The organism is Pseudomonas sp. MYb60 (assembly GCF_002979555.1).
Taxonomy (GTDB): Bacteria; Pseudomonadota; Gammaproteobacteria; order Pseudomonadales; family Pseudomonadaceae; genus Aquipseudomonas.
On sequence record NZ_PCOZ01000002.1, the window covers coordinates 270,631 to 294,840 of the forward strand.

24 protein-coding genes are annotated in these 24,210 nt (G+C 61.7%); 8 read left to right on the top strand and 16 right to left on the bottom strand.

The features are described 5' to 3' along the window. Positions 1 to 76: 76 nt before the first annotated feature. Both ppk1 and hemB read right to left on the bottom strand, forming a co-directional pair. Positions 77 to 2,296 carry a polyphosphate kinase 1 gene (gene ppk1, locus CQ041_RS04035; RefSeq protein WP_105521206.1) on the bottom strand — a complete coding sequence of 740 codons (2,220 nt, stop codon included), beginning with the start codon at positions 2,294 to 2,296 and terminating at the stop codon, positions 77 to 79. Positions 2,297 to 2,314: 18 nt separating this feature from the next. Beyond that, the gene (gene hemB / locus CQ041_RS04040) at positions 2,315 to 3,328 is read right to left on the bottom strand and encodes a porphobilinogen synthase (RefSeq protein ID WP_105521207.1); all 1,014 of its coding nucleotides are present in this window, start codon (positions 3,326 to 3,328) and stop codon (positions 2,315 to 2,317) included. A gap of 207 nt (positions 3,329 to 3,535) precedes the next feature. On the opposite strand from hemB, the gene CQ041_RS04045 reads away from it, so the two are divergent. Beyond that, positions 3,536 to 4,177, top strand: coding sequence for a DedA family protein (locus CQ041_RS04045; protein WP_105521208.1), 642 nt, complete (start codon positions 3,536 to 3,538; stop codon positions 4,175 to 4,177). On the opposite strand, the gene CQ041_RS04050 is transcribed toward CQ041_RS04045, so the two are convergent. Continuing rightward, positions 4,158 to 5,393: a sterol desaturase family protein gene (locus tag CQ041_RS04050; RefSeq protein ID WP_105521209.1), complete on the bottom strand. Its 1,236-nt coding sequence runs from the start codon at positions 5,391 to 5,393 to the stop codon at positions 4,158 to 4,160. The two genes, CQ041_RS04045 and CQ041_RS04050, sit on opposite strands and share 20 nt — an antisense overlap. Positions 5,394 to 5,509: 116 nt before the next feature. Here CQ041_RS04050 and elbB point away from each other — a divergent pair, with 116 nt between their 5' ends. Beyond that, a complete protein-coding gene (gene elbB / locus CQ041_RS04055) occupies positions 5,510 to 6,175 on the top strand; it encodes an isoprenoid biosynthesis glyoxalase ElbB (protein ID WP_105521210.1) in 666 nt (221 codons plus the stop codon). A gap of 24 nt (positions 6,176 to 6,199) precedes the next feature. On the opposite strand, the gene CQ041_RS04060 is transcribed toward elbB, so the two are convergent. Continuing rightward, positions 6,200 to 6,655 carry a YaiI/YqxD family protein gene (locus CQ041_RS04060; protein ID WP_105521211.1) on the bottom strand — a complete coding sequence of 152 codons (456 nt, stop codon included), beginning with the start codon at positions 6,653 to 6,655 and terminating at the stop codon, positions 6,200 to 6,202. Position 6,656: 1 nt separating this feature from the next. Beyond that, positions 6,657 to 8,552, bottom strand: coding sequence for an FTR1 family protein (locus CQ041_RS04065; RefSeq protein ID WP_105521212.1), 1,896 nt, complete (start codon positions 8,550 to 8,552; stop codon positions 6,657 to 6,659). A gap of 267 nt (positions 8,553 to 8,819) precedes the next feature. Between CQ041_RS04065 and CQ041_RS04070 the strand changes: the two genes are divergently transcribed. The 4 genes from CQ041_RS04070 to CQ041_RS04085 are packed head-to-tail and all read left to right on the top strand — an operon-like array spanning position 8,820 to position 11,965. Further along, positions 8,820 to 10,217 carry a COG3014 family protein gene (locus CQ041_RS04070; protein ID WP_105521213.1) on the top strand — a complete coding sequence of 466 codons (1,398 nt, stop codon included), beginning with the start codon at positions 8,820 to 8,822 and terminating at the stop codon, positions 10,215 to 10,217. A gap of 10 nt (positions 10,218 to 10,227) precedes the next feature. Further along, positions 10,228 to 10,599, top strand: coding sequence for a YcfL family protein (locus CQ041_RS04075; protein ID WP_105521214.1), 372 nt, complete (start codon positions 10,228 to 10,230; stop codon positions 10,597 to 10,599). Between the two features lie 34 nt (positions 10,600 to 10,633). Then, entirely contained in the window at positions 10,634 to 11,221 is a 588-nt protein-coding gene (lpoB, locus tag CQ041_RS04080) for a penicillin-binding protein activator LpoB (protein ID WP_105521215.1), read from the top strand. A 3-nt stretch (positions 11,222 to 11,224) separates the two neighbouring features. Beyond that, the gene (locus CQ041_RS04085) at positions 11,225 to 11,965 is read left to right on the top strand and encodes a penicillin-binding protein activator LpoB (protein WP_105521216.1); all 741 of its coding nucleotides are present in this window, start codon (positions 11,225 to 11,227) and stop codon (positions 11,963 to 11,965) included. Positions 11,966 to 12,043: 78 nt separating this feature from the next. Here the strand turns inward: CQ041_RS04085 and CQ041_RS04090 are convergent, their stop codons facing one another. The 3 genes from CQ041_RS04090 to CQ041_RS04100 form a co-directional block, all read right to left on the bottom strand. Then, positions 12,044 to 12,676, bottom strand: coding sequence for a LysE family transporter (locus CQ041_RS04090; protein ID WP_105521217.1), 633 nt, complete (start codon positions 12,674 to 12,676; stop codon positions 12,044 to 12,046). A gap of 72 nt (positions 12,677 to 12,748) precedes the next feature. Next, positions 12,749 to 13,303 (bottom strand): mechanosensitive ion channel family protein, encoded by a 555-nt coding sequence (locus CQ041_RS04095; RefSeq protein ID WP_105521218.1) that lies wholly within the window; start codon positions 13,301 to 13,303, stop codon positions 12,749 to 12,751. After that, positions 13,303 to 15,213 (bottom strand): ATP-binding cassette domain-containing protein, encoded by a 1,911-nt coding sequence (locus CQ041_RS04100; protein WP_105521219.1) that lies wholly within the window; start codon positions 15,211 to 15,213, stop codon positions 13,303 to 13,305. Before CQ041_RS04100 ends, CQ041_RS04095 begins: the two co-directional genes overlap by 1 nt. A gap of 50 nt (positions 15,214 to 15,263) precedes the next feature. Here CQ041_RS04100 and CQ041_RS04105 point away from each other — a divergent pair, with 50 nt between their 5' ends. Further along, positions 15,264 to 15,731, top strand: coding sequence for a TIGR02444 family protein (locus CQ041_RS04105; protein ID WP_105521220.1), 468 nt, complete (start codon positions 15,264 to 15,266; stop codon positions 15,729 to 15,731). Here the strand turns inward: CQ041_RS04105 and CQ041_RS04110 are convergent. Next, a complete protein-coding gene (locus CQ041_RS04110; RefSeq protein WP_105521221.1) occupies positions 15,728 to 16,813 on the bottom strand; it encodes an AlgP family protein in 1,086 nt (361 codons plus the stop codon). The two genes, CQ041_RS04105 and CQ041_RS04110, sit on opposite strands and share 4 nt — an antisense overlap. Positions 16,814 to 17,005: 192 nt before the next feature. On the opposite strand from CQ041_RS04110, the gene CQ041_RS04115 reads away from it, so the two are divergent. Continuing rightward, positions 17,006 to 17,671, top strand: a complete 666-nt coding sequence (locus tag CQ041_RS04115; protein WP_105521222.1) for an FKBP-type peptidyl-prolyl cis-trans isomerase — start codon at positions 17,006 to 17,008, stop codon at positions 17,669 to 17,671. A 53-nt stretch (positions 17,672 to 17,724) separates the two neighbouring features. Here the strand turns inward: CQ041_RS04115 and rsd are convergent, their stop codons facing one another. From rsd to CQ041_RS04145, 7 genes are all read right to left on the bottom strand, one after another. Next, the gene (rsd, locus tag CQ041_RS04120; protein WP_105521223.1) at positions 17,725 to 18,183 is read right to left on the bottom strand and encodes a sigma D regulator; all 459 of its coding nucleotides are present in this window, start codon (positions 18,181 to 18,183) and stop codon (positions 17,725 to 17,727) included. A gap of 210 nt (positions 18,184 to 18,393) precedes the next feature. Continuing rightward, positions 18,394 to 18,915, bottom strand: a complete 522-nt coding sequence (locus tag CQ041_RS04125) for a disulfide bond formation protein B (RefSeq protein WP_105521224.1) — start codon at positions 18,913 to 18,915, stop codon at positions 18,394 to 18,396. Positions 18,916 to 19,152: 237 nt separating this feature from the next. Further along, positions 19,153 to 20,394 carry a heme biosynthesis protein HemY gene (locus tag CQ041_RS04130; RefSeq protein WP_105521225.1) on the bottom strand — a complete coding sequence of 414 codons (1,242 nt, stop codon included), beginning with the start codon at positions 20,392 to 20,394 and terminating at the stop codon, positions 19,153 to 19,155. 5 nt (positions 20,395 to 20,399) lie between these two features. Further along, positions 20,400 to 21,512 carry a uroporphyrinogen-III C-methyltransferase gene (locus tag CQ041_RS26500; protein WP_122557352.1) on the bottom strand — a complete coding sequence of 371 codons (1,113 nt, stop codon included), beginning with the start codon at positions 21,510 to 21,512 and terminating at the stop codon, positions 20,400 to 20,402. 18 nt (positions 21,513 to 21,530) lie between these two features. Beyond that, on the bottom strand, positions 21,531 to 22,289 hold the full coding sequence (locus CQ041_RS26505; RefSeq protein ID WP_122557351.1) for a uroporphyrinogen-III synthase: 759 nt from the start codon (positions 22,287 to 22,289) through the stop codon (positions 21,531 to 21,533). Beyond that, the gene (gene hemC, locus CQ041_RS04140) at positions 22,286 to 23,227 is read right to left on the bottom strand and encodes a hydroxymethylbilane synthase (protein ID WP_105521226.1); all 942 of its coding nucleotides are present in this window, start codon (positions 23,225 to 23,227) and stop codon (positions 22,286 to 22,288) included. The genes CQ041_RS26505 and hemC overlap by 4 nt, the downstream gene beginning before the upstream one ends. A 126-nt stretch (positions 23,228 to 23,353) precedes the next feature. After that, positions 23,354 to 24,100, bottom strand: coding sequence for a LytTR family DNA-binding domain-containing protein (locus CQ041_RS04145; RefSeq protein WP_105521227.1), 747 nt, complete (start codon positions 24,098 to 24,100; stop codon positions 23,354 to 23,356). Positions 24,101 to 24,210 lie beyond the last annotated feature (110 nt).

A 24,210-nucleotide genomic window follows, 5' to 3' on the forward strand; every position in this document is an offset into this window, starting at 1 on the left:
AGTCAAAGTTTCCAGTGACTGGCACACCGCTATCGGGGGCAAGCCCCCTCCCACATTTTCAGACCTGTGTTGACGGTCAGTTCACGGTCAGGATCGGGCTACCCAACCTCTCCAGCAACGTCGCCTGCGCGCTGCGCGGGTTCTGGTTGCCGGTTGGCGTGTTGCGCACGTAGCGCCCGTCCGACTGCAGGCTCCAGCTGTGGGTGTTGTCGGTGAGGTAGCTTTCCAGCTCCTTTTTGACCCGCATGATCAGCTTCTTGCCTTCCACCGGGAAGCAAGTCTCCACGCGCTTGTCGAGGTTGCGCTCCATCCAGTCGGCACTGGAGAGGAACATCTGCTCTTCGCCACCATTGAGGAAGTAGAACACCCGCGTGTGCTCCAGGAAGCGGCCGATGATCGAACGCACATGGATGTTGTGCGACACCCCGACAATCCCCGGACGCAGGCAGCACATGCCACGCACCACCAGGTCGATACGCACGCCGGACTGGCTGGCCTTGTACAGCGCGCGGATGATTTTCGGATCGGTCAGCGAGTTGAACTTGGCAATGATGTGCGCCGGTTTGCCATCGAGGGCGAACTGGGTCTCGCGGGCAATCATGTCGAGCATGCCCTTCTTCAGGGTGAACGGCGCGTGCAGCAGTTTCTTCATGCGCAGCGTCTTGCCCATGCCGATCAACTGGCTGAACAATTTGCCGACGTCTTCACACAGGGCGTCGTCGGAGGTCAGCAGGCTGTAGTCGGTGTAAAGCTTGGCGTTGCCAGCGTGATAGTTGCCGGTACCGAGGTGGGCGTAGCGCACGATCTCCCCGGCCTCGCGGCGCAGGATCAGCATCATCTTGGCGTGGGTCTTGAAGCCCACCACGCCGTAGATCACCACCGCGCCGGCCGCTTGCAGGCGGCTGGCCAGTTGCAGGTTGGACTCTTCGTCGAAGCGCGCACGCAGCTCGATCACCGCCGTCACTTCCTTGCCGTTACGCGCAGCGTCCACCAGGGCATCGACGATTTCCGAGTTGGCGCCGGAACGGTACAGGGTCTGGCGCACCGCCAATACATGCGGGTCCTTGGCGGCCTGCCGCAGCAGGTCGACCACCGGCGTGAACGACTCGAACGGGTGCAGCAGCAGGATGTCCTGCTTGCTCACGACGCTGAAGATGTTCTCGCTGTTTTGCAGCAGTTTCGGGATCTGCGGGGTGAACGGCTTGTACTGCAGCTCCGGATGACTGTCCAGGCCGGTGATGCTGAACAGGCGCGTCAGGTTCACGGGGCCATTGACCTGGTACAACTCGGACTCGGCCAGGTTGAACTGCTTGAGCAGGTAGTCCGACAGGTGTTTCGGGCAGGTATCAGCGACTTCCAGGCGCACTGCATCGCCGTAGCGCCGCGAGAACAGCTCGCCGCGCAGGGCACGGGCCAAGTCTTCGACGTCTTCGGAGTCCAGCGCCAGGTCGGCGTTTCGGGTCAGGCGGAACTGGTAGCAGCCCTTCACCTTCATGCCCTGGAACAGGTCGTCCGCATGAGCATGAATCATCGAGGAGAGGAATACATAGTTGTCGCCAGCCCCCCCCACCTCTTCGGGTACCTTGATGATCCGTGGCAGCAAGCGCGGTGCCGGGATGATCGCCAGGCCCGAGTCGCGACCGAAGGCATCGATGCCCTCCAGCTCGACGATGAAGTTCAGGCTCTTGTTGACCAGCAACGGGAACGGGTGCGTCGGGTCGAGACCTATCGGGGTGATGATTGGCGAGATCTCGTCACGGAAGTAACGGCGCACCCAGGTCTTGATCTTGGTGGTCCATTGACGGCGACGGATGAAGCGGACCTGATGTTTTTCCAGTTCCGGCAACAGGATGTCGTTGAGGATCGCGTACTGGCGGTCCACATGGCCGTGTACCAGCTCGCTGATGCGCGCCAGGGCCTGGTGCGGTTGCAGGCCGTCAGCACCGGCTTGCTCGCGGGCGAAGGTAATCTGCTTCTTCAGGCCGGCCACGCGGATTTCGAAGAACTCGTCCAGGTTGCTGGAGAAGATCAGCAGGAATTTGAGCCGCTCCAGCAAGGGGTAGGACTCATCCAATGCCTGCTCAAGCACGCGGATGTTGAATTGCAGTTGTGACAACTCGCGATGGATATACAGGCTGCTGTCATCCAGGTTGGTCACCACCACCGGGGCCGCCACGGGCACTTCGGCCACGACCGCAGGCGCGGCGGGCTCATGCTCCGGCGGCGTCTCGGTCACCTGTTCAACCACCGGGTGAGCGTCTTTTACGGCAACTTCTGTGAGTCCTTCGGTATTCATCGAGTGTTCCTGTGAGGGCTATTGTTGCTCTCTAAGCAATTGGGCGGCGCGGGCGGCGAAGTAGGTCAGGATGCCATCAGCCCCGGCGCGTTTAAAGGCTGTGAGGGATTCAAGGATCACCCCTTCGCTCAGCCATCCATTCTGTATTGCAGCCATGTGCATGGCGTATTCGCCACTGACCTGATAGACAAAGGTCGGCACCTTGAATTCGTCTTTGACCCGGTAAAGGATGTCGAGGTACGGCATCCCGGGCTTGACCATCACCATGTCGGCGCCTTCAGCCAGGTCGGCCGCCACTTCGTGCAGGGCTTCCTCGCTGTTGGCCGGGTCCATCTGGTACGAGGCCTTGTCGGCCTTGCCCAGGTTCAGCGCCGAACCCACCGCATCGCGGAACGGGCCGTAATAGGCGCTGGCGTACTTGGCCGAGTAAGCCATGATCCGCACATTGACGTGGCCGGCCAGCTCGAGGGCTTCGCGGATCGCCTGGATGCGGCCGTCCATCATGTCCGACGGCGCAACCACCTGCGCGCCCGCTGCTGCGTGGGACAAGGCTTGCTTGACCAGCGCATCGACGGTGATGTCGTTTTGAACATAGCCGTCTTCATCAAGAATGCCATCCTGGCCGTGGGTGGTGAATGGGTCCAGCGCCACGTCAGTGATCACCCCCAGTTCCGGAAAGCGCTCACGCAGGGCGCGGGTGGCGCGCTGGGCGATGCCGTCCGGATTCCAGGCCTCGGCCGCATCCAGGGACTTGAGCCCGGGCGGCGTGACCGGGAACAGCGCCAGCGCCGGGATCCCCAGCTCGACCCACCCTGCCGCCTCGATCAGCAACTGATCAATGGTCAAGCGCTCCACACCCGGCATCGACGCCACCGCTTCCCGGCGGTTTTCCCCGTCCAGCACAAACACTGGAAGGATCAGATCGTTCGTCGTCAGGACGTTTTCACGCACCAGGCGGCGAGAGAAATCATCACGACGATTGCGGCGCAGACGGGTTGCGGGGAACAGGCGGTTGGCAGGGGTAAAGCTCACGACAGACTCCTGAGCCCGCAATCACGGGCGAGCGTTGCAGTTATAAGCGGCCATTATGACGAAGGTATTACAGTTGTGCTTATGGATGCGACCTGTAGCCGCATTCGTCGTTTATGTAGGAATTGTTCACTTCGTGACACATCTCGATACTTTCATGAATGTTCATGAAGGCGTAGGCTGCGCGTTCATTTCGCCAGCACCCAGACCATGCTTCAACAATTTCTGCATGACTTCGGCTACTTTGCCCTCTTCCTAGGCACCTTCTTTGAAGGCGAGACGATTCTGGTTCTCGCAGGCTTCCTGGCGTTCCGTGGCTACATGGATATCAACCTGGTGGTGGTCGTTGCCTTTTTTGGCAGCTACGCCGGCGACCAGTTGTGGTACTACATGGGTCGCAAGCACGGGCGCAAGCTGTTGGCGCGCAAGCCGCGCTGGCAACTGATGGGCGACAAGGCCCTGGGACATATCCGCAAGCATCCGGACATCTGGGTGCTGAGCTTCCGCTTCGTCTACGGACTGCGCACGGTCATGCCGGTGGCGATCGGTCTTTCAGGCTATCCGCCACTGCGTTACCTGATCCTCAACGGCATAGGCGCAGCGATCTGGGCCGCCGCCCTGGGTGCGGCGGCGTATCACTTCGGCGCCGTGCTCGAAGGCATGCTCGGCAGCGTCAAGAAATACGAGTTGTGGGTGCTGGGCGCATTGCTGGTACTGGGCTTCGGCCTGTGGCTACGCCGCCGGTTCAAGAATGCACGCATCGCCCGCGAGGCCTGCGCCGAGGCCGAGGCCAAGGCCCGACTCGCTGCCGAGCCGGTGCCGGTCGAAACGCCTAAGACACCAGTCGAGTAGAGCGGCCTCTGCAGCAATAGAGGCCGATCACGCTGATCAGGCTGTAACTCAACAGCCCCAGCCAGGCCAGTTGGCTGGTCGGCCACAGCCCGACCAGCGGCGCCAGCGCTATCAACGGCACATTCAGCGCCAGGCGCAACAACTCGGCTTTCATTGCCCACGGACGGTTCTCCAGCACCACGCCCAGGCTAAACAACCCCAACGCCATCGACCCCCAGCCCAGGATCAACGCTGACGTAGGCATCCCTTCGCCGACGTTCATCAAATAGCTGCCAAACCCTACATAAGCTGCAAATTGCAACGCGACATAGCGTTGCTGGCGCACGTCCAGCGGCACCTCGAACTTTCGGAACTGGCTCAAATCGTGTTTGGCCAACGGGTAGTTGGCCTTGACGTCCGCAGGCCGCCAGCCGGTGCGCATGAACCAGATGCGCAACTTGTCCCACCAACGCTCGGTACGCCGCGCATCACTCCACAACTGGGCATAAAACTGCAGGTTGGCCCACAGTGGATTCCAACTGGCCAGGGGGGTGGTCACGCCGAAGATCACCGGCTCGTTGTCGTCTTCTTCCTGGAATGTGCCGAACAGGCGGTCCCAAAGAATGAACACCCCGCCGTAATTGCGATCCATGTAGAGAGCGTTCTGTGCATGGTGGGCCCGATGATTGGACGGCGTGACGAAGAACCACTCGTACCAGCCGAGCTTGGGCACGTGGCGCGTATGCACCCAGAATTGGTACAGCAGGTTGAGGGACGCCACACTGATGAACACCACCAGCGGCACGCCGACCACGGCCAGCGGCAGGTAGAAGATCCAGCTCAGCAAGAAGCCGGTACTGGTCTGGCGCAGGGCGGTGCTGAGGTTGTAGTCCTCGCTCTGGTGATGCACCGAGTGGGCAGCCCAGAGGATATTGCGCTCGTGGCCCATGCGATGCAGCCAGTAGTAGCAGAAGTCGTAGAACACGAAGGCAAATACCCAGGTCCAGACGTTCTGGGCAGGCACGTCGAACAACGCCAGGTGCTTGAGGGCGAAGGCGTAGGTGAGGATTCCCACGCCTTTGGTCAACAGGCCCGTGGTGGTGGACAGCACGCCGGTGCTGAGGCTGTTGATGGCATCCGCCACCCGGTAGTTGCGCTCGCCACGCCAGCGGTCGGCGAGCAGTTCCACCACGATCAAGGCGATGAAAAACGGTACCGCGTAAGGCACGAAGTCCATGGTCTGGTCCGGTTTGTTTTTGTTACATCTAGAGTAGGTGTAGCGGCGCCCTGCCCCATTGGCAACAGGTGACAAATTAGTAGACATTTAACGCCAAGAATCCAGGAGAAATGCCCATGAGCAAAAAAGTTGCAGTGATCCTTTCCGGCTGTGGCGTGTACGACGGCGCAGAGATTCACGAAAGCGTGATCACCCTGCTGCGCCTGGACCAGCGCGGCGCTCAGGTTCAATGCTTTGCCCCTGACGTGGCGCAGATGCATGTCATCAACCACCTCACCGGCGAGGAGATGCCCGAGTCGCGCAATGTGCTGGTGGAGTCGGCACGCATCGCCCGGGGCGAGGTGAAGGACCTGCGCGAGGCCAACGCCGAAGACTTCGATGCGCTGATCGTGCCTGGCGGGTTTGGGGCGGCGAAGAACCTGTCCAACTTTGCCGTGGAAGGGGCTGGCTGCAGCGTCAATCCACAGGTATTGGCGTTGGCCGAGGCTTTTGCCGAAGCGGGCAAGCCCGTTGGACTGATCTGTATCTCACCGGCCCTGGCCGCCAAGATCTACGGCCCGGGCGTGACCTGCACCATCGGCAACTGCGCCGACACCGCAGCGGCCCTGGACAAGATGGGCGCTACCCATCAGGAATGCACGGTGGAAGACATCGTCGAAGACAAGGCGCGCAAGTTGGTGAGCACACCCGCTTACATGCTGGGCAAGAACATCAGCGAGGTTGCTTCGGGGATCAACAAGTTGGTGGACCGGGTGCTGGAACTCACACACGAGAACGACTGATCAGCCAACCCCACACTAAACAGGTCAGGATTGGCGCATCAACCGGGTCAGGATGCGATCCAGCGCATTGGCAAACGCCTGCTTGTCCTTCTCGCCATGGGGCGGTGGTCCACCGCCCATCTGGCCTTGCTCACGCAAATCGGTGAACAGGTTGCGCACTGCCAGGCGTTCACTCATGTTCGCCGGGCTGAACTCTTTGCCCCGCGGATCAAGCGCCGTCACACCCTTTTTTACCAGCCGATCGGCCAGTGGCACGTCGCTGCAGATCACCAGCTCACCGGGCACCGCATGCTCGACCAGATAATCATCCGCCGCATCCGGGCCGCTGGGCACCACGATCAGCTTCACGCAGGAAAAGCTCGGCTTGATCTGACTCTGGCCAGCCACCAGCACCACGTCGAACTGACGCTTGAGGGCGAACTTCACCACCTGGTCCTTGGCCGCGCGGGGGCAGGCATCGGCATCGATCCAGACGCGCATGTCAGGCCGCCACTCGACGCTTTTCGGCCAAGCGGCTGCGGCCATACAAAACCACAATCGCCAGGATGGCCACGGCCTGCGCACTCAGCGAATACGCGTCGGCATGGATGCCCAACCAGTCGAAGTCAAAGAACGCCACCGGCCGTGTGCCGAAAATGCCGGCTTCCTGCAACGCCTTCACGCCATGCCCGGCAAATACCACCGACAGTGCACACAGCAACGCCGCGTTGATGCCAAAGAACAACGCCAACGGCAGCTTCGCCGAACCGCGCAGAATGATCCACGCCAAGCCCATCAGCAGCACCAGCGCCGTGGCGCCCCCTGCCAGCACGGCGTTGTGCCCGGCAGGTCCGGCTTGCAGCCACAGGGTTTCATAAAACAGGATCACTTCGAACAACTCGCGATACACCGAAAAGAACGCCAGCATCGCAAACCCGAAGCGCCCGCCGCCGCCTACCAGGCTGCTCTTGATGTAGTCCTGCCAGGCGGCTGCATGCCGGCGGTCGTGCATCCACACCCCCAGCCACAGCACCATCACACTGGCAAACAATGCCGTGCAACCTTCAAGTAGCTCGCGCTGGGCACCGCTGACGTCAATCACGTAAGCCGCCAGTGCCCAGGTCGCCAAGCCGGCTACCAACGCCAGGCCCCAACCGACGTTGACGCTGCGCACCGCCGACTGCTGGCCGGTATTCCGCAGGAACGCCAGGATCGCCGCCAGCACCAGAATGGCTTCCAGGCCTTCACGCAGCAGGATCAGCAAACCCGAGATGTAACTCAACGACCAGCTCAGGCCATCGCTGCCGAGCAAGCCTGCCGACTCCGTCAACTTGCCCTTGGCCACGTCCAGGCGTTGCTGCACCTGCTCGACCGGCAAGCCGTCCTGCAACGACTGCCGGTAGGCCATCAGGGCCTTCTCGGTGTCTTTGCGCACGTTGGCGTCGACGTTATCCAGGGAGCTTTCCACCAGCTCGAAGCCTTCCAGGTACGCCGCCACCGACAGGTCATAGGCCTGTTCGTGATCGCCGTTACGGTATGCCGCGAGGCTCTTGTCCAGGGTGGTTGCCGTATACTCAAGCAACTGCGCCGGACCACGCTTGACCTGCGGCGGCTGTGCCCGCTGGGCGCGGAAGGTGGCCGCAGCAGCCGGGCCATTGGCCGCCAGCACTTCGGCAGGGGTCTGACGGGCCAGGTCGGCGAGGTTGAAGGGTTGCTCGCTCGGTGCCGCAGCAGGGTCAGCGGTGAAACCGGCAATGTAGGTGGCCAGGTCCCAGCGTTGGCGGTCGTCCAATTGATCGGCAAACGACGGCATATCGGTGCCTTCGACACCCAGGCCCAGGGTGTTGTAGATCGCGTAGAGGCTCAAGTGGTCGAGGCGTGACGCATCCCGCAGGTTGGCGGGCGGCGGCGTCAGGCCCACGCCGGCCGGGCCGTCACCGGCGCCCGTTGCGCCATGGCAGACCGAGCAGTGCTGGGCGTACAGCGGCGCGCCGCGGGTTGGGTCGGGCGTGATGACCGGGGCCTGGCTGACTTCATAGGCTACGGCCAGTTGAGCTCCCAACTGACGGGCCTGGCGGGCTACCGCTGCGCCGTCCTGATGCGCGGCTACAGCCGCTGACAGTTCGTCGACGCCTGTCACCAAAGCCGCGTGCTCAGGCCTCTGCGGCAGGTCAGCGACCAAGCCTTGCAACACGCCGAGAAATTCCAGTTGTTCGCGGTATTCCGATTCGTCGATAACCTTGCCCGCCGCCACCGTGGCAGGGTAGTCAGCGCCAATGTAGTCCAGCAAATGCAGGGCCTGCGGGGCACCCTCGGCAGTCGCGGCCAACAGGTTGAAGCTGCACGACATCAACGCCGGCAACACCAGCCAGGCGAGAAAACGAAAGGGGGCAGTCATGGATGAATCTCAAGGGAAATACGAAGTTACATATTGTTGAGGTTTAAGCCGTTTGACTCAAGGTGTAAGTGCTTTGGCGTGACCGAGTGCAAGGCGTTTCGGGTTTGAGTAGTGGCATTTTTGTCGATTACATCACAGCAAAAAGCCATTGTTTTGCCAGTAATGGCGCTTATAATGCCGCGCCCTGTCAGTGCGAAAGGGAATTTCAATCCTCGTTTTCATGAGGAATGACTACATAGGTTGAACACTTTCAGGGAAGAAGTTTGCATGGCATTTCGCGCCTTAACTCCGCTCGCGCTCGCCGCGGTGACCTTGTTATCCGGTTGTTCGATGTTCCGCAGCTACGATAGCGAGCTGCAAGCCACCAACCAGCAATTGGTCACGGGCAACGTCGACGCAGCCCTGACACTGCTGGAAAAAAACAACACCGGCGACGACAAGGACCTGCTCTATTTCTTCGAAAAGGGCGAATTGCTGCGCGCCAAGGGTGACCTCACCGGCAGCCAGACCGCCTGGCGCAGCGCCGACCTGCAAGTCTACAAGTGGGAAGAGTCGGTCAAATTCGACAGCGAAAAGTACCTCTCCCAGTTCGGCAGCTTCCTGGTCAACGACAAGGTGCGCCGCTACGAAGGCTATGACTACGAAAAAGTCATGCTTACCACCCAGATGGCACTGAACCTGCTGGCCTTGAACGACTTCGACGGCGCCCGCACCGAAATCAAGAAGACCCACGAACGCGAAGCCGTGATCGCCGACCTGCGGGACAAGGAATACCTCAAGCGCGAGGACGAAGCCCAGCGCGAAGGGGTGACCACCCAGATGAAAGACTTGCGCGGCTATCCGGTTGAAGCCCTGGACGCGCCGGAAGTGGTCGGCCTGAAAAACAGCTACCAGAGTGCGTTCAGCCATTACCTGGCAGGTTTCGTCTACGAAGCCCTCGGCGAAAAAGACCTGGCCGCGCCTGGTTACCGCAAGGCCGCCGAACTGCGCCCCAACACCCCATTGCTGGAACAGGCCCTGTTGAACCTGGACATATCCAAGGTCGGCGCCGATGAAAGCGAAGTGCTGATTGTGGTCCAGAGCGGCCTGGCCCCGGCCCGCGACTCGATCCGCCTGCCACTGCCGATCCCGATCAACGGCAACCTGGTGATCACCCCGCTGTCGTTTCCGGTAATCAAGGCCGACAATTCCACCGCCACCTTCGCGCAGATCGGCGTCGACGGTCAGCAGCAGAACCTCACGGCCCTCAACAGCACCAGTGCGATGTCCCGTCGCGCCCTGCGCGACGACATGCCGGGCATCATCCTGCGCACCACCGTGCGTGCGGTCACCCGTGGGGTTGCGCAGAACAACCTGAACAAGACCAGCCCCATGGCCGGTTTGGTGCTGGGCATCGCCTCGGCCGTCACCGAAGGCGCCGACACCCGCACCTGGCGCACCCTGCCGGACATGACACAGGTCACCCGCTTGCGCCTCAAGCAGGGCGAGCACCAGGTCAGCCTGCCCAATGCCCTGGGCGGCACGCTGGTGACGGTGAAGGCCGACCAACGCTACCAGGTGATCACCCTGCGTGTTGTGGGTAATCAGGTGTTCGCAGGCGGCCTTGCCGCTCACGTCGTGCCGAGCACGCCACCCCAGGCCATCGCCACCCTCAAACAACCTTAAGGAGCACGCTATGCGTCATTTCATCCTCGGCGCCCTGGCGCTCATCTTCCTCGCCGGCTGCGCCACCCCGCCGCCACCGGAGCCCGGCAGCGCCGCGAGCAAAGTCGTGGTGATGGGCAAGTTCAAGGGCATCGCTGTCGGCGCCATTCGCGTGGCGCGCGAGAACGGCTTCCTCACCGCCAAGGTGCAGTTGAGCAACATCACCAGCAGCAACCAGGTCATGTATTACCGCTTCGCCTGGCTGGGCGCCGATGGCTTCCCGGTGGGCGACGAAGACACCTGGAAGGTGCTGAACCTGTATGCCAACCAGGCGACCTTCCTCCCGGCCATCGCCAACCTGCCTCAGGCGGCGGACTTCCGCCTTGAAGTGAAAACGCCTTGAAGCCCACCCCCTTCAGTTGTTGAGAGATTTCCCCATGTTTGCACGCTTTTCGATTCTCGCCGTGGTTGCCGTCCTGGCCAGCGGTTGCGCCAATACCTCGCCAGTACTCGGCAGCAAGAACATCAGCTACGGCGATACCAAGGCCGTGGAAACGGTCACCAACGAGTTCGGTTCCACCGACCTGCAGATGATCGCCGAAAGCATGACCCGCTCCCTGGCCCAGTCCGGGATCCTGCAGGGGCGCCCGGTGGTGCAGGTGTATGACGTGAAGAACAAGACCAGCGAGTACATCGACACCCGCGAGATCACCACGTCGATCAAGACACAGTTGATGAAGACCGGCACCGCGCGCTTCGCCAGCGACAACACCGACATGCAGAGCCAGGTCGACCAGCTCAAGCTGCAGAACCAGAGCGGCCTGTACAAGAAGTCCACTGTCAGCAAGACCGGCAACATGGTGGCCGCCAAGTACCGCCTGGAAGGCTCCATCAGCTCCATCGTCAAGCGCAGCTCGGACTACAAGGACGTGTTCTACAAGTTCAGCCTGCAACTGATCGACGTCGAGAGCGGCCTGGCCGAATGGATGGACGAAAAAGAAATCCGCAAGACCACGGAGCGCTAATCAATGCGTGCATGGATCGGCATGATCGGCCTGCTGTGCGCCTTTGGCGCCTCGGCCGCCCCGAAAATCGCGGTGACCGACCTGGCCTATGAGGCCCGGGTCGAGGAATACATCCACCAGGTTTCGGCCAGCAACAACTTCCAGGCCAGCGCCTACCACGCCAGCGGCGCGTCGAACTACAGCGAGTACGAAAGCCGTACCAGCTACATCGAACAGACCGAACTGCGTAAATTCAGCGGTGATATCAAGGGCGAGATCCTCAAGTCCCGTCAGTTCCAGCTGGTGCAGGGCACGCCCTACACGGCAGACGCCAAGGGTGACGTGTACGACGTGATCAAGCGCATCAAGGCTGGCAACTTCAAGGGCGCGGACTATGTGCTGTTCGGTACGCTGTCGGATATCGACTTCACCCAGGACATCAATGCGCTGGACCACACCAACAGCTACTCGGCGGTGCTGGGCCTGACACTGGTGGCGGATTTCAGCTTGATCAACACCCGCACCTACGAAATCACTTCGGCGTTTACCGCCATGGGCGAAGGCCAGGACACCAAGCTGGTAAACAACCGCGACGTTCGCGTAAGCCTGAACCGCCCACGGGTGGTGAAGGAAGTGTCGAAAGCGCTGGGTGAGGATGTGGCGCGGCAGTTGGCAGAGCAGTTGGGTGGCGGCTATCAAGAGCCAGGCGCACCTGCGTTGCGCAACAACCTGCCAAGGGATGAAGCACCGAAGATCTTGCGCTGACGCTCGTTAGATCAAGCAACACAAAACCAATGTGGGAGGGGGCTTGCCCCTCCCACACGTTTAACCCCGTTTCGTCAGTTATGCCGTCGCGCGATGCAGGCTGGCGAGGAAACCCGCCGCGCCGACGAACAACCCCGCAAACGTCCGATTCATCCGCTTCTGCTGCTTAGGCGTGCGAAGCAGCCGCAATACCTTCGACGCCAGCCCTGTATACCCCGCCATCACGATCATATCGACGACGATCATCGTCGCTCCCAGGATCACATACTGGATCAGCAACGGCGCCTGTGGGTTCACGAACTGCGGCAGCACCGCCAGCATGAACACCAGAGCCTTGGGGTTGCTGGCATTGACCAAAAAGCCACGGAACATCATCGCCATCGGCTTGCCGATCGGGCGTACGGTCGCGTCATCGGTCATGTCCATGGGCAAAGCGCGCCACTGTTTCACGGCCAGGTACACCAGGTACGCCACGCCAAACCATTTGATCGCATAAAACGCGGTGGACGATGCCGCCAGAATGGCGCCCAAGCCACCCGCAACCACGGCGATCTGCATTGCCAGGCCCAGTTGCAGGCCGATGGCGTTCCAGTAGCCGCGGACAAAACCGTACTGCAGGCCGCTGGACATCGAGGCGATGGCACCGGCACCGGGGGAAAGGGAGATGATCCAACTGGCCAGGAAAAAGGCCAGCCATGTATCGAGCGCCATTACACACCTCGTTTCAAATTCGTCGTGAGCGATAAGCTAACTCCGACCAACGAGGCCTGGCTATAGAATTTTTTAGACGGGCGTAATCCAGCGTCGCACTGAGCGTTGGAAGAACAGGCTGTTGGGAACCTGCACCATCGCGCTGTCGGTACCGGCTTCGGCCACTTCGATCAGCGTGGTGTACAGCAGGTTGATCGCCACGACTCGCCCCTTCACGCCCGGCTTGTCGACGGTGTCCACCAGTTCGACCACATCGCCGATACGAAACGGCCCAACGGTGAAGATCAAGATCGCGCACAGCAGGTTCGACAGCACCGACCACATGGCAAAGAACGCCACGGCCGCAACCGCGACAAACCCTGACAACGCTGTCCACAGCACAGTGGCAGACACGCCCAGGCGTCCGAGCACAAAGATCAGCGCACTGCCCATGATCAACCAGCGCAAGCCACCGCGCAGCGGCATCAACAGTTGCGGCGGCAGCGGGTAGCGCTCACCCAGGCGCGTCAGGCCCTTGGCGACAAAGCGTTGGGCGAGATAGCCGGCCAGCAGGATCAGCAGGATCTGCACGCCAATCCAGAGGGGCTCGATCCACTGCGCCGGCAACGGCAGTTGCAGGGCTTCCATCAGGACAGCGCCTCCAGCTCTGCCTGCAGGGACTCGAGCAATTCGAGGGCTTCCATCCAGGTTTCCTCCAATTGCCCTTCACGCACCTTGAGCCTGGCCTGCTCGGCCAGCAAGTCACGCAATTCATCCTTGCGCGCCGCTTCGTACACGGCGCTGTCGCCCAGGCTGGCTTCGATCTTGGCCAGGCGCTCGTGCACCTTGCCCAATTCGGCTTCCAGCTTGTCGGCTTCACGCTTGTGCGGCGCCAGTTGTTGGCGAAGTGCTGCGGCAGCCTGGCGCTGGGCTTTCTTGTCGGTCTTGTCGGGATTGACCGGCGTGTTGCTGATCGGCGCGTTGCGCAGGCGATAGTCCGTCAGCCAGCGCGCGTAGTCGTCCAGGTCGCCGTCGAACTCTTCGACTTTGCCGTCAGCCACCAGCAGGAAGTTGTCGGTGGTGCTCTTGAGCAAGTGCCGGTCGTGAGACACCACCAGTACCGCACCGCTGAATTCCTGCAGGGCCATGGTCAGCGCCAGGCGCATTTCCAGGTCCAGGTGGTTGGTAGGTTCGTCGAGCAGCAGCAGGTTCGGGCGATCCCAGGCGATCAACGCCAGGGCCAGACGGGCTTTTTCACCGCCGGAGAAATTCAGCACCGGCTCGTCGATGCGCGCGCCACGGAAGTCGAAACCGCCAAGGAAGTCGCGCAGGGTTTGCTCGCGCTCAGTCGGCGCCAGGCGCTGCAAGTGCAGCAATGGGCTGGCCTTCGAGTCTAGAGAGTCCAACTGATGCTGGGCAAAATAGCCCACCACCGTGTTCTCGCCTCGGGTCAGGCGGCCGGCCAGGGGCGAAAGCTCACCCGACAGGTTTTTGATCAGCGTCGACTTGCCCGCGCCGTTGGGGCCGAGCAAACCGATGCGCGCGCCCGGCGTGAGCTGCAGCTTGACCTTCTCAAGGATGGTTTTGTCGCCATAACCCAAGCGCGCATCCGAAAGGTCCAGCAACGGGCTGGAGATTTTCACCGACTCGCGGAATACGAAGTCGAACGGCGAATCGACGTGGGCCGCCGACAGCTCTTCCATGCGCTCCAGCGCCTTGATCCGGCTTTGGGCCTGGCGAGCCTTGGTGGCCTGGGCCTTGAACCGGGCAATGTAGCTTTCCATGTGCGCACGTTGCGCCTGCTGCTTCTCGTAGGCCTGTTGCTGCTGGGCCAGGCGCTCGGCACGGGCGCGCTCGAACGCGGTGTAGCCGCCACGGTAGAGGGTGATTTTCTTCTGTTCGACGTGGGCGATGTTGTCGACCACGGCGTCGAGGAAGTCCCGGTCGTGGGAGATCAGCAGCAAGGTGCCCTGGTAGCTCTTGAGGAAGTCTTCCAGCCACAGGATCGCATCGAGGTCCAAGTGGTTGGTCGGTTCGTCGAGCAGCAACAGGTCCGACGGGCACATCAGCGCCTGTGCCAGGTTCAGGCGCATGCGCCAGCCGCCGGAGAAGTCAGCGACCGGGCGGTCCATCTGTTCGTTGGTAAAGCCAAGGCCAGCGAGCATCTTGCGGGCGCGGGCGTCGGCGGTGTAGCCGTCGGCGCTGTCGAGTTCGGCGTGCAGGCGCGCCTGGGCAGCGCCATCCTGGGCGTTCTCGGCCTCGGCGAGGTCGCGCTGCACCTGACGCAGGCGCAGGTCGCCGTCGAGCACGTAGTCGATCGCAATGCGGTCCAGGGTGTCGATTTCCTGGCGCATGTGGGCGATGCGCCAGTCGGCCGGCAGCAGGCAGTCCCCGGAATCCGGGGTCAGCTCACCCAGCAACAGGGCAAACAACGTGGATTTGCCGGCACCGTTGGCACCGATCAGGCCGGCTTTGTGACCGGCGTGCAGCGTCAGCTCGGCGTCTTCAAGAAGACGCTGCGGGCCACGCTGTAATGTTAGGCTTTGAAGTCGGATCATAATGGCGGCGGAGTCTACCAGCTTCGTTGCCCGCTGGCTTGGGTGTGAATATGTGCGCTGACCTGTGGAGCTTTGCCCTCTCGCTCTACGCCCGTCCGGGCGTCGAAGCCGACTGTCTGCGCTTGCAGGAACAAGGGGCGGACGTGTGCCTGTTGCTCTGCGGTGCATGGCTGGAGCAGCGGGGCGTGGTGCTGAAACTTGAGCGTGTGCAGGCGCTGCGACAGATCGCCAGGCCTTGGCAGACGCAAGTCGTGGAGCCGTTGCGACAGGTGCGCACGCAATGGCGCGCCATGGCGCAGCAGGATGCGCAATTGAGAGTGTTGCGGGAGCGGCTCAAGGCCTTGGAGCTGGATGCCGAACGAGCCTTGCTGACGCGCCTGGATGCACTGGTGCAGGCGTGGCCGACGGGGGAAGCGACCGATCAACAACCGTGGCTGGAAGGACTGGCGGCTGAGGATGCCGCCAACCTTGACCACGACGCGCTGCATCGGCTGCGCGTCGTGGCCACCGGCACTTAGGAAGCGCTGGTTGGGGTGGTGCCTGGCGCTACGGGTGCAGGCGCGCTGCTGGCCGGGGCGGCTGGAGCGGTCGACGCTGCCGGCGTTGCGGCTGGCTTGGCCGGTGCTGGCTTTGCAGCAGCTGGCTTGGCGGCCGGTTTTGCTGCAGCAGGTTTGGCAGCTGGTTTAGCGGCGGGTTTTGCAGCAGCAGGTTTGGCAGTTGGCTTGGCGGCTGGTTTCGCAGCAGCAGGTTTGGCAGCTGGCTTGGCGGCTGGTTTCGCAGCAGCGGTCCTGGCAGCTGGCTTGGCCGCGGGTTTTGCAGCAGCCGTTCTAGCAGCTGGCTTGGCCGCTGGTTTTGCAGCAGCCGTTCTAGCAGCTGGTTTGGCCGCGGGTTTTGCAGCAGCCGTTTTGGCAGCTGGCTTGGCCGCGGGTTTCGCAGCAGCCGTTTTGGCAGCTGGCTTGGCCGCTGGTTTTGCAGCAGCCGTTTTGGCAGCTGGCTTGGCCGCCGGTTTTGCAGCAGCCGTTTTAGCAGCTGGCTTGGCCGCTGGTTTTGCAGCAGCCGTTTTGGCAGTTGGCTTGGCCGCTGGTTTTGCAGCAGCCGTTTTGGCAGCTGGCTTGGCCGCTGGTTTTGCAGCAGCCGTTTTAGCAGCTGGCTTGGCCGCTGGTTTTGCAGCAGCGGTTTTAGCAACCGCCTTTGCAGGGGTACGAGCACCCAGCACTTTAGCCACGGCTTCTTTCACACGGCCAACACCCTGGGCCAGCTTCAAGCTTTCCTGGGCGTCTTTTTTGAGTTGGGAAATGTAGGCGCGGGTTTCAGCCTGGCGATCCTTGAGAGCGTCCAGCAAGTCCTCAAGTTCTTTCACAGCGTCTTTCGCTTTGGCTTGTGCCTTGGCCTTGCCGGCAGTGGCGGCGTCTTGCAGTTTGGTGCGGGATTTGTGCAGCTTCTCTTGCGCTTTACCGCGTTGTTTCTCCAGCTTGGCGAGCAGCTTTTCTGCATCGGCCAACGCTTGGGAACAGGCGCTTTCCAGGTGTTCGAGCAAGCTGCCCGAAAGTTGTTGGAGTAAATGCAACGGGGTATTAACAGGCTTCTGTTTGGCCGACATGGTTTACCTCCTGGCTGACGTGGGTGCGGCTCATACTAGCCCTCTGCTCTTACCGCCGCTAGGGCATGTTGACAGTATCGATTGCCTGGCGTTGCAACGTACGAAAATTCTTATTGATATAACGAAAACACGCGGCACTTTTTGGCCTCGCGCACTGGCATAATCCTTCGCACTTTCGGCAGGAGAATGCCCATGTCGCGTTACCTTTTTCTTGTGCTGGGCCTTGCGATTTCCATGGCGAACGCGAGCGAGCAATCGTCGCCAAAAACCACTGCGCAAGACCAGCATGACCTCGCCTACAGCCTCGGTGCCAGCCTTGGTGAACGCCTGCGCCAAGAAGTGCCCGACCTGCAGATCCAGGCCTTGATCGACGGCCTAAAACAGTCCTATCAGGGCAAGCGATTGGCACTCGACAACGCACGTATCGAACAGATTCTTGCGCAGCATGAAGCCAACTCGCAGGCACCCGACAGCGAGAAATCCCTGGCCGCCGAACAGGCATTTCTCGCCCAGGAAAAAACACTCAAGGGTGTGCGCGAACTGGCCGACGGAATCCTGCTCACCGAACTCTCCCCCGGCACAGGCAAGAAGCCGTCAGCCAACGATCAGGTGCAGGTGAAATACGTGGGACGGCTACCCGACGGCACCGTGTTCGACCAAAGCACACAACCCCAATGGTTCCGCCTGAACAGCGTGATCAGCGGTTGGAGCAGCGCCTTGCAACAGATGCCGGTGGGTGCGAAATGGCGCCTGGTGATCCCATCGGCGCAGGCCTATGGTACTGAGGGCGCAGGTGAGCTGATCCCACCCTACACACCGCTGGTGTTCGAGATCGAATTGCTCGATACCCGACCATGACCGCATAAAAAAACGGCGCGCCATGCGCACCGTTTTTATACCGCTCCCGGGCTTCACGCCTGGGTCGCAGGTTCTTCCTTGTGAGCGTTGTGCAGCACTTCGATCAGGCAGTCTTCCAGTTCGAAGCGCTCGTGGAGCAACCCGCCCAGCTTCTTGAATTCTTCAGCGACGCACTTACCGGCATCACACAGGTCGTTGAACGCCAGCAGCTTCTCGGTAATGACATCGATGCGCGGGTAGATCGTCTCGGCCAAGTCCAGGCCACGCTGATCGTCGAAGGCTTCTGCCTCCTTGGTCAGTTGCTCATAGACACCAAAATGGCCGGCCGACACGTAGTCGACCAATGAGCCGCAGAACTCCTGCAACGGCTTGCGGTTTTCAGCGAGCGCCTCGGGTTTATCGCCGAGAGCGTCAAAGTCCCGAACCAGTTCGTGACGTGCCTTCAACCAGCTGTCGATCAGCTTGTGCACACCACCCCAGCGTTCCTGAGCATTCTGACAACTTTCCAGCATGATGATCTCTCTTCCCTATAGGGGCGCTGCCGCCGAGTGCCCGCGCAACACTTCAAGGATAAAAGCGCCAGCGGGACAAGGCCGCATCTGACAAACGGTTTCATTAACGCGTGCGGGCCAGATTATGCCCGCACGACTATGGCTTCAAGGTACGCAGGAGAGAAAGTTCATACAAGTGTTTAATCCCCCCCGACACACTACGACCCATTTTCAGCGCCTGGCCGAGCGTAAACGATGGCCCGGCAACAGCGGTGAAAACTGCATGCCCCCCAGTATCAACATACCCAGAAAGAACAACAGGCTCCACTCGGGGAGGCTCAAGTCAAACAGTGTCCAGTTGATTTCCACGCAGTCGACGGTGCCTTTGACCGTCGATTGCAGCGCCTGCCACAGCGACAGGTTGTCGATCATGGAGTGCAGGCTCGGCCAGCAATCGGCCGCTTGATCCAGTGCAGCTTTCTGCAGCAACACTTGACGCGCGGCGGTAACGGCGCCAAACAACGCACATCCCATGCTAGCCAGCCAATACAGGTTGAAAATGGGCCGCTTGGGGTTGTGAAGAGCGGCGACCAGATTGATCAAGGTGAAGGCCGCCAGGAATATCCGTTGCATCTGGCACAGGAAACAGGGGCGCAACGACGCTCCAAACTCAAGGTAAAAGGATGCACCCAGGGTCAGCGCACCGGCCATGAACGCGATGAAACACAAAGAACGTGAAGGGGCCAAAGACATGCTTTATCCGCATCGCGAAAGATAGGTCGCTACGGTAGAGGAAAGGACTGAACGCTTTCAATACACGCCAAGGCAGACAATTCCGAGGGCACTTGCAGACTTCCCGTCAGAACATGGAAGACCTCAAGCCTTTCGACGTAGGACTGCGCCTAAGAAGCCGTTAGGCCCGGCAAACACACGACTTCGACGGGTTGGCTCTCGGATACATCTGCGCCAACCCTCGGCTTATTTCCTACGTCAAACCCTGGCGGGAGCCGGCAGCGGCGAAGCCAGCAGGCGGTTGTCCAGCAACCCCAGGCCTTCTTGGAACAACTGATTGCTGCGCTCGGTATCACCCAGTTGGGCCAGCAGTCGCGCCAACTCGGCGCAAGCCTCAGGGTTGCGCTGCACCTGAAGGCTGCTTTCCAGGTAGTCCCGCGCCTTGCCCCACAGGCTGTTTTGCAGGCTCAGACGGCCCAGGGTCAGCAACAGGCTCGCATCGCCGGGATGGTCCTTGAGCCAGCCTTCGGCAAACTTCAATTGCCGTGCAGGGTCGCTGCCACGCAGCAGGCCATAAAGACGGACCAGGTGACTGTCGTAACTGCGCTTGATGGCGCCACGCAGTGCCTCTTCAGCCTGGACGTCGGCGCCCAGCTGGCGCAACTGCTCGGCATAGGCCAGCACCAACTGCGGCTCCTGGCGCTGGGCAGAGGTGAGTTGCTGCCAGGCACGCTCCAGCGACTGCAGGCCCGCCTCGCCTTGCTCTTCGCGTTGGGCCGCCAGGCTCAGGTTTTCACCCCAGGCGCGACGCTCCAGCTCGGCCAGTTCGCTGGCAGGCAGAACCTTGTCCTTGCGCAACTCCGGCAGCAGGCGGATCACCGCCGACCAGTCGCCGCGTTGCTGATGCAAGCGCTGCAACTGACGCAGAACCTGGGCGTTGTGCGGATGACGCTCATGCATCGCCTGCAACGTCGTCAACGCACCCTCCGTGTCGCCACGATCCTGCTGCAGTTGCGCGTGACTCAAGGCCACCGCCAACTCGGCCTGGGGCTGACGCTCCAGGGCACGTTCCAGCAAGCCGTCAGACTCTTCGTAACGGCCCAACTCGTTGGCGGCACGGGCCGCTCCGAGGTAATAGAGCAAAGGTTGGCGCTCGGCTTCAGCGGCTCGGTGCAGGTGGCGCTCAGCGCTGGCCCAGCGGCCCTCGGCGAGGTCCATCTGGCCCTGCTCGATGGCGATCTGCACGCGGCGGCTGCGGTTGCGTCGCGACCAAGGATTGACCACCCCACCGGAGGTGGTAAGCAGGCCCAGCAGCACGCGCACGAGGTAGATCGCCAGGCCAATGACAAATACCGCCACCACGGTGGCCCACAGGCTCGACTCGTAATGCAGCACATGCGGATAGGTAATCAGCACATAGCCGGTGTGTTTCGAGATGCCCACGGCGAGTGCCAGGGCGATCGCGATCGCCAGCACCAGGATCACATAGAAACGTTTCATCGGCTCTACTCCTGCTTCGCCGGCGCGGCCGCGGCCTTGGCTTCATCGGCAGACAAGTGACGACGCTCCAGATAAGCCTGCACTGCAGCCAGGCTCGCGGCCAGGTCCGGCGTCACCACCGACACGGCCTTGGGCTCAAGTTCGGCGATACGCGCCAGCATGGCCTTGCTCTGCGGGTTGTCCTGGTTGAAGTTGTCCTGCAGCACGCTGCGCGCCTCGCCCAACGAGCGGCTGTACACCGCCGACTCGCCATTGAGCGCCGCCCACTGCGCTTGCTCCAGGGCCAGGCTCAACGCCAGGCGTACCTGGTTCAGGCCTTGGCCGGCGAGCAACGGACGAATGTTGTCGTCGGGGTTGAAGTCAATGCGGAAATAACGGGAAATCTGCTCCCACCACTGGCGCCAGCGGCTATCGGTATCGGTGGTCGGGCGACCTTCGGAACCCGGCTCGGTGAGCTGGTATTCCGGCGCGATGGCCGACAGTTGCACGACTTGATCACGCAACGCTGCCAATTGCAGATACAGCCCGGTGCGATCCGGTTGCTCGGTACTGCGCAACGCGGCGAGGCTCTTGGCCAATTGCTCGCGGGCAGCGTAGGAACCTGGATCGCTCTGCTCGCGCAGGATCTCGTCGGCGCCCTGCACCAACGCTTGGGCGCTGTTGATATCCTGCAGGGCAGACAGGCGCAGGCTCGCCAGGCGGATCAAATGCTCGGCCTCGGCCAAACGCCAGTCCTTGCGGCTTGAGCCCAGTACCGTTTCCAGGCGCTGGCTCAAACGCTGCTGATCACCTTGTAACTGCGCGACCAACCGACGGCGCTCTTCGAGTTCATCCGCCCCCGGCAGTTGCGCCAGGCGTGCAGCCAGTTGCTGCTGGCTCTGCTTGAGGGACTGGGATTGATCGTCGAGGGTCTGTACCTGCCCCAACTGTTGCTGGCTGCTGGCTTGCAGGGCACGAACCTGCCAAATCCCCCACCCCCCGGCGGCAACACCGGCGGCGCCCAGCAGCAGCGCGACGATTGCCAGGCCATTGCCACGGCGCGGCGCAGGGACAGGCGACTCAACCGGCGCATCAATGGCGGGTTGGACTTCTTCTTTAGGCAAGGCTGTTTCGCTCACGTATCCGTCCTTTGCGTATCAGAGAGTGGCGGCGTCATGACTGCGCAACGCCACTAACAAAGCCGCGGCACTCGCACCGCGACAATCCACAACTTTTTCTGCGCCAGCGTCCCGCGCCATCTCCAGGACTCGCGGGCTGGGCACGAACAACGGCAACTGTGCCATCCGGGGCCAATCGGGGCCGGCCAGGGCGTGCAGGTGCAACAAACCCTGCCCACTGCTGACCACCAGGCCGTTCAAGCGTTCCAACTGGATGCGCCGGGCCAGTTCACCCACGGCATAGGCCGGGAGGAAACGACGATACAGTTCCAGGTAGTCGACACTAGCACCTTGCTCGCGCAAACGCTGCGCCAGCAACTCTCGCCCGCCCTCCCCGCGAAGGATCAAGACCCGGGCACCAGGCCGTGCGACAGCCTCGCGCAAGGCCGCCAACTCAAGCAAGGCTTCGCTGTCGTCACCGGTTTTGGGGTAGTGCACGTCCAGGCCGTGGTCAGCCAGCACCTGTGCAGTGGCTGCGCCCACGCTGAACCAGGGCAGTTGCGGCCAAGGCTGATCCAACAGCTGTACAGCAAGGCGCGCGGCGGGCTTGCTCACGACGATCACCGCGCAATAGCGGCCCAAGTCACGAAACACCGCCTGTTGTTCGCCCGTGAGCGCCAACGGTGCGGTTTCCAGCAAAGGCAGGCTGCTGCTGAAAATGCCCGCGTCGGACAACGCTGCCGCCAGGGCCGTCGACTCCTCGGCAGGCCGCGTCAGCAGCACTCGCCATGGGGTCACTGCGGCCCGGCCTCGCCGTAGACTTTTTGCAGGATGGCGCCGGCGCCCTTGTCCAGCAGCGCTTCGGCCACCTGAATGCCCAGCGCCGTGGCATCACCCTGCGGGCCACGCACGTCGGCGGTCAGCAAGGTGCCGCCATCCGGATCGCCCACCAGGCCACGCAGCCACAGGTTGTCACCTTCAAGCACGGCGTAGCAGGCGATCGGTACCTGGCAGCCGCCGTTGAGGTGTTTGTTCAGGGCGCGCTCGGCGGTGACGCGAACCTCGGTATCGTGGTGATCAAGCGGTTTGAGCAGGGCGTGGATCTCGCTGTCGGCGGTACGGCATTCGATGCCCACGGCGCCCTGCCCGCCAGCCGGCAAGCTGTCCTCGACACTGATGGCCGAGGTGATGCGGTCTTCGAAACCGAGGCGGATCAGGCCGGCTGCCGCCAGGATGATCGCGTCGTATTCACCGGCGTCGAGCTTGGCCAGGCGGGTGTTGACGTTGCCGCGCAGAAAGCGGATCTGCAAGTCCGGGCGGCGCGTCAGCAATTGGGCCTGACGCCGTAGGCTCGACGTGCCGACGATGCTGCCCAGGGGCAAATCATCCAGGGATGCATAAGTATTGGAAACGAAGGCGTCGCGCGGGTCTTCGCGCTCACAGATACAAAAAAGGCCCAGGCCTTCAGGGAAGTCCATGGGCACATCCTTCATCGAATGCACGGCAATGTCGGCTTCGTTTTCCAGCAGCGCCGTTTCCAATTCCTTGACGAACAGGCCCTTGCCGCCGATTTTCGACAGCGGCGAGTCCAGCAGCTTGTCGCCGCGACTGACCATCGGGACCAGGGACACCGTGAGGCCGGGATGGGCCTGCTCGAGGCGTGCTTTGACGTATTCGGCCTGCCACAAGGCCAGGGCGCTTTTACGGGTGGCGATGCGGATTTCGCGAGAGGACATGGATCAATCCGTACTGAATAGATACGGCAGATAATAACAGCTCAGGCAAATACGCTTTGATTTGAATCAGCAAGTGCGGGGCCTTCCTGGCTACGCCGCACCGGGATCAGGACTGCCGCCCTCGGGCTAAAGCTGCTGCATCATCTTGCGCACACCGGCGACATGGCGTCGGCTGACGATCAGCGCGTCGCCATTGAGCCCTTTCAGGAACAGCTGAAAGTGTCCCAGAGGCGTGCGCTGCAAACGCTCTATGCGCTCGCGGGCTACCAGCGCGTTGCGGTGGATACGCACGAAGCGCTCGCCGAATTCATCCTCGAGGGCCTTGAGTGGCTCGTCGAGCAACACCTCACCGCCCTCATGGCGCAGGGTCACGTATTTGTGATCGGCAATGAAGTAGACCACTTGATTCAAGGGGATCAACTCGATGCCTTTGCGCGTACGCGCACTGATATGGCTGCGTGGTCCATTGCCACTCTGGGCAGCGGGCTGCGTGAGCGCGGCGAGTTGGGCGCGATTGGGGCGCTCGGCTTTTTTCAGCGCCTTGAGCAGCGCTTCGGCCGTCACCGGCTTGACGACAAAACTGACGCCGCTGGCTTCCAGCGTCTGCGAGGGAAACTCTTCCTGGGCCGCGCACAACACCACCGCAGGCGGCGATTCACGCTCGCTCAAGCGGGCAGCAACCTGCAGGCCATCAAGCCCTGACATGTGGATATCAAGCAGCACCACATCCGGCTTGAGGCTGTCGATCAGCGTCAACGCCTCCTCACCGTTGGTGGCGCTCGGTTCAAGGACTGTATAACCCTCGAGCTCACTGACCAGACGGCTCAGTCGCTCGCGGGCTTGGGGTTCGTCATCAACGATCAGGACATTCATATTGCACTGGATTCCTGCGTGAGTCTCGCACAAGGATAGCGTAGACAGGTGCGGTGACTTGCGTCACTGCGATCCACGCTAAGACTAGCGCGAGCGGCAAAAAGTGCCGT